This window comes from Streptomyces sp. CA-251247, assembly GCF_050952975.1.
GTDB classification, from domain to species: domain Bacteria; phylum Actinomycetota; class Actinomycetes; order Streptomycetales; family Streptomycetaceae; genus Streptomyces; species Streptomyces achmelvichensis.
Map to the genome: position 1 here is coordinate 938,912 of NZ_CP191861.1, position 15,506 is coordinate 954,417.

Below are 15,506 nucleotides of genomic sequence, written 5' to 3' on the forward strand. Positions count from 1 at the left end.
CGCGGCCGTACGACCGCATGGGAGCATGCCCGCCGGCGCACTGACGAAAAAGGGCTTCCGGGAGGACTACGGGCATGGGTGTGACCAACTGGGCAGGGAACATCACCTTTTCGACGGCTCAGCTGCACACCCCCGAATCGCTCGACGAGCTGCGCACGCTGGTCGCCGGCAGCACCCAGGTGCGGGTCCTCGGCAGCGGACACTCGTTCAACACGATCGCCGACGTCGACGGTCCGGGCGGGACGCTGCTGTCCCTCGCGCGGTTCCCGTCCTCCGTGGAGGTCGACGCGGCGGCCCGTACGGTGCGCGTCGGGGGCGGTGTGCGGTACGCGGAACTGACGCGGCTCGTCCACGGTCGCGGACTGGCGCTGCCCAATCTGGCCTCGCTCCCGCACATCTCGGTGGCGGGCTCGGTCGCGACCGGCACACACGGTTCCGGCAACGCCAACCATCCGCTGTCATCGGCGGTGGGCGCCGTGGAACTGGTCACCGCCGACGGCTCCTCGCTCGTGATGCGCCGCGGCGACGCCGGTTTCGACGGCGCTGTGGTCTCGCTGGGCGCCCTGGGCGTCGTCACCGCGCTCACGCTCGATCTGGAGCCGGAGTTCGAAGTGAGCCAGCACGTCTTCACCGATCTGCCGCTGGCGGGGCTGGACTTCGAGGCGGTGAGCTCGGCGGCGTACAGCGTGAGCCTCTTCACCGACTGGCGCGAGTCACGCTTCACTCAGGCGTGGTTCAAACGGCGCTCCGACGGACCGGCTCTCGACGTGCCGGGCGTTTCTTCGGCAGCCGCGGCGACGGAACACCTTCATCCCGTCCCCGGCATGCCCGCGGTCAACTGCACTCCGCAGCTGGGCGCACCCGGGCCGTGGCACGAGCGACTGCCGCATTTCCGCGCCGAGTTCACTCCGAGCAGCGGCGCCGAACTCCAGTCGGAGTACCTGCTTCCCCGGTCCGACGCACTCGCCGCGCTGCGGGAGCTGGACTCCGTACGCACCGCGCTGGCCCCGGTCCTCCAGATCTGCGAGGTACGCACGGTCGCCGCCGACACCCAGTGGCTCAGCCCGGCGCAGGGCCGCGACACGGTCGCCTTCCATTTCACCTGGGTCCCGGACACGGCGGTGGTCCTGCCGGTGGTCGCCCTGGTCGAAGAACGCCTGTCGCCTTTCGCGCCGCGACCGCACTGGGGCAAGGTCTTCGGCGTACCGCCGACGGAACTGCCGGCGCGCTACCCGCACTTGGGCGATTTCGCGGCGCTTGCGGACAGGCTGGATCCGGCCGGGACGTTTCGCAATGCGTTCGTACGGGGGTGCCTGGCGGGTTTCAGCCGGCCGGGTGCCTGAGGCAGCGTACGCCGGGGGTGACCCTGTCCTGCCGAGCGGCACTCCAACGGCCGCACTGCCGTTGCCCCTCAGACCGACTTCAGCCCCGGCGTCCGCGCCCCGTGAATCGCCCCCGCCGTCCGTGCCAGCGGTGTGCCCGTGCCGCCCCAGCGCAGGGCGACGATCTCCGCCGCGACCGAGACCGCCACCTCCTCCGGTGTGCGGGCGCCGAGGTCGAGGCCGATCGGTGAGTGGAGGCGGGCCAGTTCGTCCTCGGTCAGGCCCCGCTCCCGCAGGCGTGCCATACGGTCCTCGTGCGTGCGGCGGCTGCCCATGACGCCGATGTACGAGGCCGGTGAACGCAGGGCGACCTCCAGGAGCGGTACGTCGAACTTGGGGTCGTGGGTCAGGACGCAGAGCACCGTCCGGTCGTCCGTCCCGGTCGTGCGCAGATAGCGGTGCGGCCAGTCGACGACGACCTCGACGCCGTCGGGGAAGCGACGTGGGTCCGCGAAGACCGGGCGGGCGTCGCACACCGTGACCCGGTAGCCCAGAAAGGCTCCGATCCCCGCCACCGCGGCCGCGAAGTCGATGGCGCCGAAGACCAGCATCCGGGGTGGTGGGGCGAAGGAGTGCAGGAAGACCGTGACGTCGTCCACGCGTCGCTCGCCGTGCGGGCCGTAGTGGCGTCGGCCGGTCGCGCCCTGGGCCAGTTCGCCGCGGGCGTCGTCGGTGACCGCGGCGTCGAGTCCCGTGGAGCCCAGCGAGCCCGACACGCTGTCCGGCCAGACGGCCAGGGCTGCGCCACGTGCGGCGGGGCCGTCGACGACGGTGGCGACCACCACGGGGCGGTGGTCGGCGACCGATGCCGCGACCTCACCGAAGGACGGGTCGGTGGCCGCCGACACCGGGCGTACGAGCACGGTGATCTCGCCTCCGCAGGTGAGGCCCACGGCGAACGCGTCCTCGTCGGTGTATCCGAAGGTCTCCAAGCGGGTCAGGCCGCTTTCGGCGACCTCCTTGGCCAGTTCGAAGACGGCGCCCTCGACGCATCCCCCGGAGACACTGCCGACGACCTGGTCGTCCGGTCCCACCGCCATCGACGCGCCGGGACCCCGGGGTGCGCTGCGGCTGACGGCGACGACGGTGGCGAGACCGAAGCCGGCACCGGCCTCGTACCACTGACGGAGCGTCGGGAGGATCTCACGCATGGGCCGCACCTCTCACCACGGCCGCCGGCCGTTCCGGCGCGGCCGTGCCGTCGCCGCTCGATGCCGCGACGGGACTCGGGGTGTCGGGCATCCCGGCGGCGGGGGCAGCAGAGATATGCCGTTCCGCTCTCACAGTCGCCACCTTAGGACCGGCCGCCAGGGTGCGCGAGCCGTTGCCGGGCGGTGATCCACCGGCATCCCGGCGCCGGTTACGCCCTGGGCTGATCCCTCTCCCCCTCCCCTCAGCACGGATGTAATCTGAATTACATGATCACTCAAGAGCAGGAACAGGTGCTGCGGGGCTGGTTCGCCGGGCGACTGCCCGACGGGCTCTTCACCGAGCTCCTGGAAGTGACTGTGGACCGCGAGGAGATCACCGTCGTCGGCCGGACACCCGAGCCGGAGCTCGCCGACGATGTCTCGCCCGCGGAACGGGAAGCGGCGCAGGAAGGCCGTGCCGCGGAGTTCAGGGAGCGCACCCGCGACGACCGGGTGCAGGTCGCACGGCAGGCGGAGCGGAAGTTCGGGCGCAAGGTCTCGTGGGGCGTCGAGTGCGGCGACCTGCGGACCATGTTCACCACCGTCTCCGCGCCGACGATGACCCGGCTGCGCCAGCCGGAGCGGCAGCTCCTGGACACACTGATCGCCGCGGGTGTGGCCCGCAGCCGCAGCGATGCCCTCGCCTGGTGCGTCCGCCTGGTCCAGCGCAACGCGGACACCTGGCTGACCGATCTGCGCGACTCGCTCCGGCATGTCGAGGAGGTACGGGAGCAGGGGCCCGACCGCGCCTGAGGACTGTGCGGTCGCGAAAGGAGCCCGACACGGTCGAGACTGTCCGCGTCAGGACGGGTGCGACGCCGGGGCCGACCGCTCCGGCGTCCGCCGCGCCGCACGCAGGCACGCAGGCACGCAGGCACGCAGGCAGGGCAGCTCTCCCCCGGAGGACCGGATGAACGACGGCACGATCGCCTTCTTCGACGCTCACGCGGTACGCACCGCACTTCCCATGGCGTCGGCGATCGCCGCCCTCCAGCAGGCTCTGCGCGACGGACTGGACCCGGAGGCCGATCCCGCCCGGTCCGTGGTCCCCGTCGAGCACGGACAGCTGCTGCTGATGCCGTCGCACGCCGCACGGTATGCGGGCGTCAAGATCGCCTCCGTCGCACCGGCCAACCCGGACCGCGGACTCCCCCGCATCCAGGGCAGCTATCTGCTGCTCGATGCCGAGACGCTCGGCCCGGTCGCCGTGCTCGACGGGATCGCGCTGACCGCCGTACGCACCGCGGCGGTGTCGGCCGCCGCGGCGGACCTGCTCGCCGTGCCCGACGCGGAACGCCTGGTCGTCTTCGGTACCGGACCCCAGGCGCACAGTCATGTCGAGGCTCTGCGGGCGATCCGGCCGCTGCGGCAGATCACGGTCGTCGGCCGCGACCCGCAGCGGCTGGCGCGCTTCCTGGGGCAGTACGAGGCAGCAGCGGACGTGGTCGTCGAGGCCGGGACCCCGGACGCGGTGGCGGACGCGGACCTGGTGGCCTGCTGCACCACCGCTCGTACTCCCCTGTTCGACGGATCGGCACTGCCCGCGCGGGCGACGGTCGTCGCCGTCGGGTCCCACGAGCGCGACGCACGCGAGGTGGACGACGAGACCGTGCGTCGCTCGACCGTGGTGGTGGAGGCGCGGTCCGCCGCGCTCCGCGAGGCCGGCGATGTCGTGCTCGCGGTCGAGTCGGGAGCGCTGGATCCGGACGAGCTCGTGACCTTCGCCGGGCTCGCGCGCGGTGAGGCACGTCCCGACGACTCCCGGCCGCGCATGTTCAAGAGCGTCGGGATGGCGTGGGAGGACCTGGTCCTCGCCGGCGTGGCGTACGAGGCTCTGCGCAACTGACCGCGCGGGGTGGGGCGTTGACCGACCCGGCCGTCGGACCCCCCGCCCGTCGCGGGCGCGCGCACAGGCCTTGCCTGCCCGCGCGCATCGCAGACACATCGAAGGGTTCCGCCCATCGCGGGCACCGCCGCCGGAATCGTCTGACAACTCTGCTGCTGGACCAGGCATTTGACGGCGTCACCGCCCCAGCGGCGTCTCTTCCCACGGTTTCGGTTTCTTTTATTGACAGCGGAAATTAACTCACCTACGTTTCCCGCCATGCCGTCGACGTACCGTGTGGAGACGTTCCCGGTGGCCACCCCGGCCGCCTCCGCCATCTTCATCACCGTGCTCTCCCAGGGCCCGCTCACCCGGGTCGAACTCGCCCGCCGCACCGGACTCTCCTCCGCCGCCGTGACCAAGGCGGTCCGCCCGCTGATCGAGGCGGGCTATGTGATCGAGACCGAGGACGACGGCGTGCGCGCGTCGGTCGGACGCCCCGCCAATCCCGTACAGGTCGACGGCGGCCGGGCCCTGTTCATCGGCGTCAAGGTGACCGGCGACGAGGTCATCGCCGTACTGACGGATCTGTGCTGTCGCATCAGGACCGCGCGCCACGCCCCGTTCACCACGCAGCGGCCGGCCGATGTCATCGGGCTCATCACCGCGCTGACCGAGGAGTTGGTCGCCGAGGCGCAGGGCCTCGGAGTCGCGGTGCAGGGGGTCGGCGTCGCCGTGTCCGGGGACGTCGACCGCTCCGCCGGGGTCGTGCACTACTCCCCCTTCCTCGGCTGGCGCGACATCGCGCTGGCCGAGCTGGTGTCGGCGGCGACAAAGCTCCCGGTGACCGTCGACAACGATGTCCGCGCGCTGACGATCGCCGAGCAGTGGTTCGGCGGGGGCGTCGGCTGCGCGAACTTCGCCGTCGTCACGGTCGGCGCCGGTATCGGCTGCGGACTCGTGGTCGACGGCCGTGTGGTCTCCGGCTCGCACGGTGTGGCCGGTGAGATCGGCCATCTCCCCATCGACCCGCAGGGGCCCCTCTGTCACTGCGGCAACACCGGCTGCGTCGAGGCGATCGCCTCGGACTCCGCGATTCTGCGGCGCATCCGGGAGGACACCGGCCGTCCGGTGGCCGACTCCGCCGAAGCCCTCCAACTGGCCCATGCGGGCACCGCGGGCGCCCGGGAGGCATACGCCCGGGCCGGTGAGGCGATCGGGCGGGCGATCGGGGCCGTGGTCAATCTGCTCGGACCCGAGCGCGTGATCATCTCGGGCGAGGGACTCGCGGCGTACGACCTGTTCGCCGAGCACATTCGTGACGCCTTCGGGGCGGCGGCCTTCGGGGCCGCCGCCCGGTGCGAGGTGACGACCCGTCCGCTGCCCTTCGAGGAATGGGCCCGGGGGGCCGCGGCCGCCGCGATTCAGACGTTCATCGGATCCGAACCCCGATAGGAGCCCCATGCTGTCCCCCGCAGCGTTCACCTCAGGAGCCGTGGCACTCGCCGTCGCCACGGCCCTCACCTCGGCCGCGCCCCCCACCGGACCCACGGCATCGGCACAGAGAGCGGCCGCCACGATCCCCGCCGCGCCCGCGACGCAGGATGCACGTACGCAGGAAGCCCCCGCACAGGACGCCCTCGCGCAGAAGCCGTACATGGGATGGACCAGCTGGTCCATGCAGTCCAGCAAGTACCCCGGCCTCAACCCGCGGGGTGACTACAGCTATCTGACCGAGGCCAACGTGCTCAAGCAGGCGGACGCCATGGCCGCCAAGCTCAAGCCCTACGGCTACGAGTACGTCAACATCGACGCCGGCTGGTGGCGCGACTGGCAATGGAAGCCGCACTTCGACGCGTACGGTCGGCAGCAGGCCGACCCCGAGCGATTCCCGAGCGGGATGAAGGCGGTGGCCGACCGCCTGCACCGCAAGGGCCTCAAGGCGGGCATCTATCTGCCGGTCGGCCTGGAGAAGGAGGCCTACGGCGAGGGCAAGGTGCCCGTCTGGAACGCCCCCGGCTGCACCACCGGCGACATCGTCCACAGCGATCTGCGCACCACGAACGGCTGGGACAGTGCGTACAAGATCGACTTCTCGCAGGCCTGCGCCCAGAAGTACATCGACTCCCAGGCGCAGCTGTTCGCCGACTGGGGCTACGACTTTCTCAAGATCGACGGCGTCGGCCCCGGCTCTTTCAAGAGCGGTGACAACTACGACAACCGTGCCGACATCGCCGCGTGGAAGCAGGCCATCGCCACCGCCGGGCGCCCCATCCACCTCGAACTCTCGTGGTCGCTGGACGTCAACTACATAGCCGACTGGAAGAAGCACTCCAACGGCTGGCGTATCGACACCGATGTCGAGTGCTACTGCAACACGCTGGTGACCTGGGACAACTCCGTCGAGGACCGGTGGCGCGACACCCCGGCCTGGACCCGGCACGGGGGCCCCGGCGGCTTCAACGACCTGGACTCCCTTAACGTCGGCAACGGTGCGATGGACGGGCTGACCAAGGCCGAGCGCCAGAGCTACATGACCCTGTGGGCGATCTCCAAGTCGCCGCTGTACACGGGTGATGACATCACCGGGCTGGACTCCTACGGCCTCTCCCTCCTCACCAACCGCGAGGTGCTGAAGCTCAATCAGCAGGCCTCGCCGGCGGCCCGGCCGCTGACCGCGGGTGACCGTCAGGTGTGGGGCGCGAAGAACCCGGACGGGACGTACACGGTCGCCCTGTTCAACCTGGGTGACACACCGGCCGCGGTCACGGCCGACTGGTCCAGCCTCGGCTTCGGCGGCCGGGCTTCCGTGCGCGATGTGTGGAACAAGGAGAACCTCGGCCGGTACAACGGCGGCATCACCCAGGCCGTACCCGCCCACGGCTCACGGCTGTTCGTCGTACAGCCGGGCGGACCCGCGCCGACGATGACGGCCTACGAGGCGGAGGCCCCGGCCAACACGCTCGCCGGCAGCGCGTCCGTCGCCGGCTGCGACGAGTGCTCGGGCGGCAAGAAGGTCGGCAACCTGTACGTCGGCGGCTCGCTCCGCTTCAACGAGGTCGTCGTCAAGAAGGCCGGCACCTATGTCCTCAACGTCTCCTACACCTCCGGAGACCCGCGGCAGATCCGGGTCGGCGCGAACGGCGCGCCCGGTGCCACCTGGGACTTCCCGTCCAGCGGCGGCTGGGGCGCGGCCGAGAGGATCAGCGTCCCCGTCACGCTGAAGGCCGGCAGCAACACGATCACGTTCGACAGCGGTTCCGGCTACTCGCCCGACATCGACCGGATCGACGTCCCGCAGGAGCAGCGGTCCTGAACCGGCGGCCGGGGGCGCCTGACCTCCCCCGGCCGCCCGCTCTCCCCCGAGGCCCCACGTCTCGTGCGGTCCTCCTCGTCAACCCCCCGCCCTGTCATGCCCCGATCACCGGAGTGCCTCGTGGACGACCAGCACCCGCACAGACCCGCACAGCCCAGCCGCCGGGGATTCCTCTCCCTCGCCACCGCCCTCGGTACGGCGACCGCTCTCGGCGGACTCCCCGCCTTCACCGCCACCGCGGCCCCGGTCCGGCCCGCCGTCTCCCCGATGCTCCCCCCCGGTGCGACGACCCGGATGTGGTACCGCGCTCCGGCCGGTGAGCGGAAGATGATCGAGCAGGCCCTCCCGGTCGGCAACGGCCGGATCGGCGCACTCGTGAGCAGCGACCCCGGCCGCGAGCTGGTCTACCTCACCGATGCCACGCTGTGGACGGGACACCGGAACGGCACACTCGACCAGGACGGCCAATTCCCCTACGCGCGCGAGAACTTCGGGAGCTTCACCCAGCTCACGCATCTCTCGATCGACATACCGGACCACGAACTCCAGAGTGTCTCCGGCTACCGTCGCAGCCTCGACCTCAGCCAGGGCCTGGTCAGCGCCCAGTACACCCGCGCGGGCGTGACGTACGAGCGCCAGATCTACGCAAGTCACCCCGACGACGTGATCGTCATCCGCCTCACCCAGCGCGGCGGCGGCCGGTACACCGGCTCCATCGGTCTCGACGGCACGCACGGCGAGACGACGAAGGCGGACGGTTCACGGGACACGCTCTGGTTCGGCGACGCGTTCGACAACGGGCTGCGCTACGGCGCGGCCGTCACCGCGACCGGCCGGGGCGGCTCCGTCTCGGTGCAGGGCGGTCGGATCACCTTCTCCCGCTGCTCGGAGCTCACGGTCGTCGTCTCCGGCGGTACGAACTACGCGCCCGACGCGGCCCAGGACTACCGCGATCCGGATCTGGACCCGGCAGCACTCGCCCGGACGAAGGTGGCGGCCGCCGCCCGGCAGCCCTCCGTGGCGCTGCTGCACACCCATGTGGCCGACTACCGGACCCTGTTCGACCGGATGAGTCTCTCCCTCGGGGAGTCGACGGACGAGCAGCGGCGTCTCGACACCTGGGAACGGCTGAAGGCCCGTACGGAGAACGCCGAACCGGACCCGGAACTGGAGGCGTTGTACGTCCAGTACGGCCGCTACCTCATGATCTCGGGATCGCGGGACGGACTTCCGCTCAACCTCCAGGGCCTGTGGCTGGACGGCAACGACCCGGACTGGATGGGCGATTACCACAGCGACGTCAACATCCAGATGAACTACTGGATGGCCGACCGCACCGGACTCTCGCGCTGTTTCGACGCCCTCGCGGACTACTGCCTGGCTCAGCTGCCGTCGTGGAGCAAGCTCACCCGGGAGCTGTTCAACGACCCGCGCAACCGCTTCCGCAACACCTCCGGCAAGGTCGCGGGCTGGACCGTTGCGTACTCGACCAATGTGCACGGCGGCCTCGGGTGGTGGTGGCATCCGCCCGGCAACGCCTGGCTGTGCATCTCGCTGTTCGAGCACTACGAGTACACGCTGGACAGGGCGTATCTGGCCCGCATCCACCCGCTGTTGAAGGGCGCCTGCGAGTTCTGGGAGACCCGGCTGGTGCCGATGACGGTCACCGACCGGGAGACGGGCGAACCGCGCGAGGTACTGGTGGCGGACCGGGACTGGTCGCCGGAGCACGGGCCGCAGGACACCCGGGGCAACACCTATGCGCAGGAGGTGGTGTGGGCGCTGTTCGACCAGTACCGCCAGGCGTGTTCCGTGCTGGGCAAGGACGCCGCCTACAGCCGGACGGTGGGGGCGATGCAGGAGCGGCTGTATCTGCCGGAAGTGTCTGCGAAGACCGGGTGGCTCCAGGAGTGGATGTCGCCGGACAACCTCGGCGAGACGACGCACCGTCATCTCTCTCCGCTCATGGGGTTGTTCCCCGGTGACCGTATCCGGCCGGGAGCCGTGTCCGGTGAACTCCTCGACGGCGCGACGGCCCTGCTCACCGCACGCGGCACGGAGAGCTTCGGCTGGGCGAACGCCTGGCGGTCGCTGTGCTGGGCGCGCCTGAAGAAGGCGGAGAACGCCTACCAGTTGTTCGCCAACAACCTCAGGCCGTCCACCGGTGGCGTCAACGGCACGGCCATGAACCTCTTCGACATCTACGAGGTCGAGAAGGGCCGCGGGATCTTCCAGATCGACGCCAATTTCGGCACGCCGTCGGCCGTGATGGAGATGCTCGTGTATGCGCGTCCCGGCCACGTCGAACTCCTGCCGGCGCTGCCCGGGGCCTGGGCCGCGTCGGGGTCCGTGACCGGTGTCGGTGTCCGGGGCGGCTTCGTCGTCGATCTCGACTGGAGTGACGGCACGCTCGACCGGGCGCGGCTCACCAGCGTCGGCGGGCGGACGACCACGGTGTCGTGGCGGGGCTCGTCCCGTACGGTCACGCTGCGGCCGGGGAAGTCCGTCACCCTGCGGGACTTCGGGTGAGGCCCCGGCGCTGGGCCGTGCTCCTCGGGCCCGCGCTGGCACTCGCTCTCTGCCCGCCCGGACAGGCCTCGTCGGTACCTTCCGCGGCACCGGCTGCCGCGCACCCGCAGGTCGTGACCTGGGCGGCGAGCGCGGACCGGATGGGCGACGCCGTCGCCGACCGCAGCCACCGCCTCGTCGTCCACACCAGCACGGGCGGACGGGGGCTGCGGATCCGGCTGTCCAACGCGTTCGGGGACCGGCCGGTGACCTTCGGGGCCGCCTACGCGGGCGTCCCGGCGCACGGAGCCGCGCTGGTGCCCGGGAGCAACCGGCGGCTGACCTTCGGCGGCTCCCGGTCCGTGACGCTCGCGCCCGGCGAGGTCCGCAACAGCGACCCGCTGCCGGGGCAGGTGAAGGCCCGGAGCGATCTGGCGATCAGTCTGTACGTCCGGGACGCGGGCGGTCCGGCGACCGGCCACGGCATGGCCCTGCAGACGTCGTACGCGGCCACGGGCGACCACGCGGCCGAGACCGGCGCGGACAACTTCGGTGAGCAGAGCGGCTCCTGGCTCTATCTCGACGCACTCACCGTGGAGTCGGCGCCCGGCACGGGTGCCGTCGTCACCCTCGGGGACTCGATCACCGACGGCTGGCAGTCGTCGGTGGACAGGAACCGCCGCTGGCCCGACTATCTGGCCGGCCGGCTCCAGGCCGCCGGGGGCAGCGTGCGGGGCGTGGCGAACGAGGGGATCTCGGGCAACAAGGTCCTCGCGGACGGTGCCGGACAGAGCGCCCTGCGCCGCCTCGACCGGGACGTGCTGTCGCAGGCGGGCGTGCGGACCGTCGTCGTCTTCGAGGGGATCAACGACATCAAGGCCCACTCCGGGGTGACGGCCGCCGATCTCATCTCCGGCTACCGCGAGATCGCCGCCCGGGCCCGGGCGGCGGGCACCTGTGTGGTGGGCGCAACGGTGCTGCCGTTCAAGGGCTGGTCCGAATGGGGGCCCGCCGAGGAGGCCGTCCGCAAGGAGGTCAACGGCTTCATCCGGGCAGGCGGCCTGTTCGACGCGGTGGCCGACTTCGACCGGGCGCTGAGAAGTCCGTACGACGGGGAAAGGCTGCTGCCGACCTTCGACGGCGGCGACCATCTGCATCCGAACGACAAGGGCATGCAGGCGATGGCCGATGCGATCGACCTCACGGCGCTGGAGTGCGCCGACTGAGCATCTGCCGCGCGGTCGGGGTCAGCCTGCGTGGCTCCGACCGACGTGCGGTGCGGCGCCGTTGAGCATCGCGTTGCCGCAGAACGCGGCGGCGCCGCACAGTGCGGACTCGGGGCGGATGGGCACACCGTTGGTGCGCAGCACGTCGCGGACGTCGCGGATCAGGGGGAAGACCTCCTGGTTCCAGTCCGCGCCCTGCTCGTCCCAGGCCCGCTGCTCCGCCTCGACCGCCATCCGGTCCTGGGCGAACACCCGCTCCGTGAAACGGCGGATGAGGGGCCAGGCAGCATGAAGGGCTCCGGGGATCGGCGGCTTCGCGATCATCAGCAGGCCGTAGACGTGGGTGATGCGCTGCTCGACGTCCGTCGGTACATAGGCCACCCAGAGGGAGAACGCGGGGAGTTCGGCGTTCTGCGGAACCGTCTGGAGGGTCTGGTAGGGGTACTCGGTGCGGATGGTGACGACATCGGGCGAGTTGGCGCCGCCGATGCCCTCGGCGGACAGCAGACCGGCACCGCGGTCCTTCTTCCCCCCGGCGGGAACGAACAGATACCGGGCCTCCACCGACCGCGGACCGGTGTCGAAGCCGAGGAGCTGCGGCTGGATCCTGCCGAGGACGCCCCGGTGCAGGAACTGGTGGTTCATGTCGAGGAGGTTCTCGTGCATGAACGTGTAGTGGCACTGCACGGTTCGCGAGAACGTCATGGTCCTGTGCCCGGCCGAGGCGAATTCCGGCAGTTCGGGAAGCGTTGTCGTGGCCGCCTTTTCCGGGTCTCCGGGAAAGACGAAGACAAGGCCGTAGGCTTCGCGGATCGGATAGGCCCGCACACCGCGGGGCGGCCGGTCGACGCCCTTGGGCAGATAGGGAATCTGCGAGATACGGCCGTTTCCGCGATAGGCCCAGGCGTGATAGCAGCAGCGGAGGGCCTCGCCCTCCACGACGCCCATGCTCAGGGGCACCTGGCGGTGGGCACAGCGGTCCTCCAGCGCGTAGACCTTGCCGCTCGCGCCGCGATAGAGGGCGATCCGCTCACCGGCGAAGGTGGCCGCGAAGGTCTTGTTCTTCCGGACACTCTTCGAGACGGCGACCGGATACCAGAAATTCGGGTCGATGCCGGTACGCCGGAGGTCGGTAACAGCCCCGAATTCCTGATCGCGCGCGGGGAACGAGCCGTTTGTCGCCCCGGACGCAGTTGTCCCCTGCGGTGCGGACTGTTCCTCGGCCATGAGCGAGCCTCTCCGTGCAGGCAGGTCATTGGGTACCGGAGGGAAACGGGAGGGGAAGGGGACGCCGGAGGTGCTCCGCTGCTGTCCCGCCCACTGCCGACCCTCATGAACCGTCCTATCACCTGGCCGTCCGGCCCGCAGCCGGGCCGCCGGGATGCGGATTCCGGCGGCTGGTGCTACGGGACAGCCCCCTTGGCTTGTTCATCAACCTCAGGTTGCTGCGGAGCGCTTGCCGGTGGGGAAATTGCGGTGCGTGCCGACAACACGCCAAGGGCTGTCCCGTAATCCCCGGCGGGCGCACGACGACAGCTACGGCCCCTCGCTGCTTTGTCGGATCGCCCGAATACGCCCAGTATGAGGACGACCCTTCGCCTTGCGATGCACCGCATCTGACGCCGCGCGCTGATCCACCGGGGATGACGGGACAGCCCTTGGGCAGACTCGCGGACATGACTGAGAAGATCACCCGCATCAACCCCGAGCAGCTGCATGAGACGCCCGGCTACCACCACATCACGGTGGTAGCGGCAGGGCGCACGGCCTACCTGGCGGGACAGTGCCCGCTTGATCGGAACGGTGACCTCGTCGGTGCCGGTTCCCTCGAGACGCAGGTCGACCAGGTGGTCGCGAACGCGCTCACTGCCCTGGCCGCGGCGAGTGCCCTGCCGCAACACGTGGTGCGGTCAGTGGTCTACGTGCGGAGCGACGAGAGGAACGTTCTCGCAGCCGCATGGCGTCGGCTCACCGAGTCTGCCCTGGGGCCGGCGTTCACCACCGCCAGCACGCTCCTGGGCGTTGCCCAACTGGGCTTTTCCGGACAGCTCGTCGAGGTGGATCTCACCGCGGCGCTGCCTGACTGACGTCGAACGGCGCATCGAACGGGGTAGCCGGTTGACGAACAAGCTCAGGGAGTGGTCGCAAAGCGCCGGCACCCAGCAGCGTTCAGCGACGAGCGGCCAGCACTGCCGCGAGGCCCTCTTGCAGATCCTTGACGAAATACTCGGGAACCTCCAGCGAAGGGAAATGTCCCCCGGCTTCCGGCGACCTCCATCGGACGATCTGGCGGTACCGCTCCTGCGCCCAGGGGCGCGGACACTTCTCGATGTCGCGGGGATACATACTGATTGCCGACGGGACGTCGACGCGAAGTTCGGGGTCCAGCGAGTTGTGGCTCTCGTAGTAGATGCGGGCCGCCGATGCGCCGGTCCGCGTCAGCCAGTACAGGGTGACGTCGTCCAGAACGCTGTCGATGGAAATCTTCTCGAACGGGCTGTCTTCGGTGTCCGACCAGTCGGCGAACTTGTCAAGGATCCAGGCAAGCAGCCCGACCGGTGAATCGACGAGCGAGTAGCCGATGGTCTGCGGTCGGGTCGCCTGCTGCTTCGCGTACGCCGCGCGACGGCACCAGAAATCGCGGGTTTCCTCGGTCCATTTGCGCTCGGTCGCCGTCAGCCCGTCCGTCGTCAACCCGGGTGGCGCTTCCGCGAAGGTTGAGTGGATGCCGAGCACGTGCGCCGGGAACCTGCCGCCCAGAACCGTGGTGATATTGCCTCCCCAGTCGCCGCCGTGTGCTGCGAACGTGCTGTAGCCGAGCCTTCCCATCAGTTCCACCCATGCGGCCGCGATCTTTTCGGTTCCCCACCCGGTGGTGGCCGGCTTGTCGCTGTAACCGAAGCCCGGTAGCGACGGGACCACGACGTGGAACGCCGGCGCGTCTGCATCGTCCGGATCTGCCAGCTCGTCCACGACATCGACGAACTCGGCAATGCTGCCCGGCCAGCCGTGCGTCAGGATCACAGGAGTGGCGTCCGCACGCGCGGATCGGCGGTGCAGGAAGTGGATTCCCAGATCATCAATGGTCGTGCGGAACTGGCCGATGCGGTTGAGGCGCTCTTCGAACGACCGCCAGTTGTAGCCGGTGCGCCAGTAGTTCACGACATCGACGAGGTCGGCGAGCGGAACGCCCTGTTCCCATCGGCGAGGGCCGGGCGCGGCGCGATGGACCGTCTCGGCCTCCGGTAGCCGCGCCGCGGCCAATCGCGCGCGCAGATCGTCGAGGTCGGCGTCAGTTGCGTGGGCTTCGAATGCTTGCACGTCGCTGGTGAGACGGGGCATGACACCTCCTGACCTTCGCGGAACCGGCTCCGGTGGATTGGAACCGGCTAAGACGGTTCTACCAAGCCTTCATGTCGGCGCGCAACCGGCTAAGGTGGTTCCATGCCTCCTGAGTTCCCTGACTTCCGCCTCGGCAACGTGCTGGCCACCAGCTTCACCGGGACTCTGTCGGAGCGTCATGGCGACGCTGTGGAGCGCATTCCGGCCCCGCACCGACTCGTCGACTGGCTGGCAGTGAGCGGCCTCGCCGTGGACTCCTGCACCACCGCCCAGCTCGACCTCGCTCGGGAACTGAGGGAGTCGATTCACGCCGCCGCGACAGCGACCGCGATCCAGGACGCTCTCCCTGCGTCCGCGGTCCACGTCATCAATGAGTGCAGCGCTCAGGGTCGGGCGGCGGCCATCCTGACGCCCGAGGGCAAGCGGCGATGGCAGCTCAGCTCGGCTTCCTGCGTGGAAGATGCCCTCAGCGTGATCGCCGCCGACGCGATCAGCATCATCGCAGGCGAACGGGACGGAAAACTGGCCTTGTGCGCGTCGCCGACCTGCCGGGCCGCCTTCTTCGACACCAGCCAGAGCCGCACCCGCAAATGGTGCGACATGAACACGTGCGGGAATCGTCAGAAGAAGGCCCGCTTCCATGCCAACCAGCGCAAGAGCCCCGGATCAGCGGAGTGATCGCTACCTCGGTACATCCGAGTGGGTCCCACGCCTGCG

12 protein-coding genes are annotated in these 15,506 nt (G+C 70.1%); 9 read left to right on the forward strand and 3 right to left on the reverse strand.

The genetic code is table 11. The features are described 5' to 3' along the window. Positions 1–74: 74 nt before the first annotated feature. The gene (locus ACQPWZ_RS04015; RefSeq protein WP_433570652.1) at positions 75–1,343 is read left to right on the forward strand and encodes an FAD-binding protein; all 1,269 of its coding nucleotides are present in this window, start codon (positions 75–77) and stop codon (positions 1,341–1,343) included. Positions 1,344–1,411: 68 nt separating this feature from the next. Here the strand turns inward: ACQPWZ_RS04015 and ACQPWZ_RS04020 are convergent, their stop codons facing one another. Further along, the gene (locus tag ACQPWZ_RS04020) at positions 1,412–2,533 is read right to left on the reverse strand and encodes an XdhC family protein (RefSeq protein ID WP_433570653.1); all 1,122 of its coding nucleotides are present in this window, start codon (positions 2,531–2,533) and stop codon (positions 1,412–1,414) included. Between the two features lie 267 nt (positions 2,534–2,800). Between ACQPWZ_RS04020 and ACQPWZ_RS04025 the strand changes: the two genes are divergently transcribed. The 6 genes from ACQPWZ_RS04025 to ACQPWZ_RS04050 all read left to right on the forward strand — a co-directional run bounded on the left by ACQPWZ_RS04025 (position 2,801) and on the right by ACQPWZ_RS04050 (position 11,447). After that, complete coding sequence (locus ACQPWZ_RS04025) at positions 2,801–3,325, forward strand: hypothetical protein (RefSeq protein ID WP_433570654.1); 525 nt, start codon at positions 2,801–2,803, stop codon at positions 3,323–3,325. Between the two features lie 157 nt (positions 3,326–3,482). Next, a complete protein-coding gene (locus ACQPWZ_RS04030) occupies positions 3,483–4,418 on the forward strand; it encodes an ornithine cyclodeaminase family protein (protein ID WP_433570655.1) in 936 nt (311 codons plus the stop codon). A 258-nt stretch (positions 4,419–4,676) separates the two neighbouring features. Next, on the forward strand, positions 4,677–5,852 hold the full coding sequence (locus ACQPWZ_RS04035; protein WP_433570656.1) for an ROK family protein: 1,176 nt from the start codon (positions 4,677–4,679) through the stop codon (positions 5,850–5,852). 7 nt (positions 5,853–5,859) lie between these two features. After that, positions 5,860–7,713, forward strand: a complete 1,854-nt coding sequence (locus tag ACQPWZ_RS04040) for an alpha-galactosidase D (RefSeq protein ID WP_433570657.1) — start codon at positions 5,860–5,862, stop codon at positions 7,711–7,713. A gap of 96 nt (positions 7,714–7,809) precedes the next feature. Next, a complete protein-coding gene (locus ACQPWZ_RS04045; RefSeq protein ID WP_433570658.1) occupies positions 7,810–10,242 on the forward strand; it encodes a glycoside hydrolase family 95 protein in 2,433 nt (810 codons plus the stop codon). Positions 10,243–10,259: 17 nt separating this feature from the next. Beyond that, entirely contained in the window at positions 10,260–11,447 is a 1,188-nt protein-coding gene (locus tag ACQPWZ_RS04050) for an SGNH/GDSL hydrolase family protein (protein WP_433573764.1), read from the forward strand. Between the two features lie 21 nt (positions 11,448–11,468). Here ACQPWZ_RS04050 and ACQPWZ_RS04055 read toward each other — a convergent pair whose 3' ends face one another. Further along, positions 11,469–12,674, reverse strand: coding sequence for a Rieske 2Fe-2S domain-containing protein (locus tag ACQPWZ_RS04055; protein WP_433570659.1), 1,206 nt, complete (start codon positions 12,672–12,674; stop codon positions 11,469–11,471). Positions 12,675–13,123: 449 nt separating this feature from the next. Here ACQPWZ_RS04055 and ACQPWZ_RS04060 point away from each other — a divergent pair, with 449 nt between their 5' ends. Next, positions 13,124–13,534, forward strand: coding sequence for a Rid family hydrolase (locus tag ACQPWZ_RS04060; RefSeq protein WP_433570660.1), 411 nt, complete (start codon positions 13,124–13,126; stop codon positions 13,532–13,534). An 82-nt stretch (positions 13,535–13,616) separates the two neighbouring features. On the opposite strand, the gene ACQPWZ_RS04065 is transcribed toward ACQPWZ_RS04060, so the two are convergent. Continuing rightward, a complete protein-coding gene (locus tag ACQPWZ_RS04065) occupies positions 13,617–14,789 on the reverse strand; it encodes an epoxide hydrolase (protein WP_433570661.1) in 1,173 nt (390 codons plus the stop codon). Between the two features lie 102 nt (positions 14,790–14,891). Here ACQPWZ_RS04065 and ACQPWZ_RS04070 point away from each other — a divergent pair, with 102 nt between their 5' ends. After that, positions 14,892–15,467: a CGNR zinc finger domain-containing protein gene (locus ACQPWZ_RS04070; protein WP_433570662.1), complete on the forward strand. Its 576-nt coding sequence runs from the start codon at positions 14,892–14,894 to the stop codon at positions 15,465–15,467. The last annotated feature ends 39 nt before the right edge of the window (positions 15,468–15,506 follow it).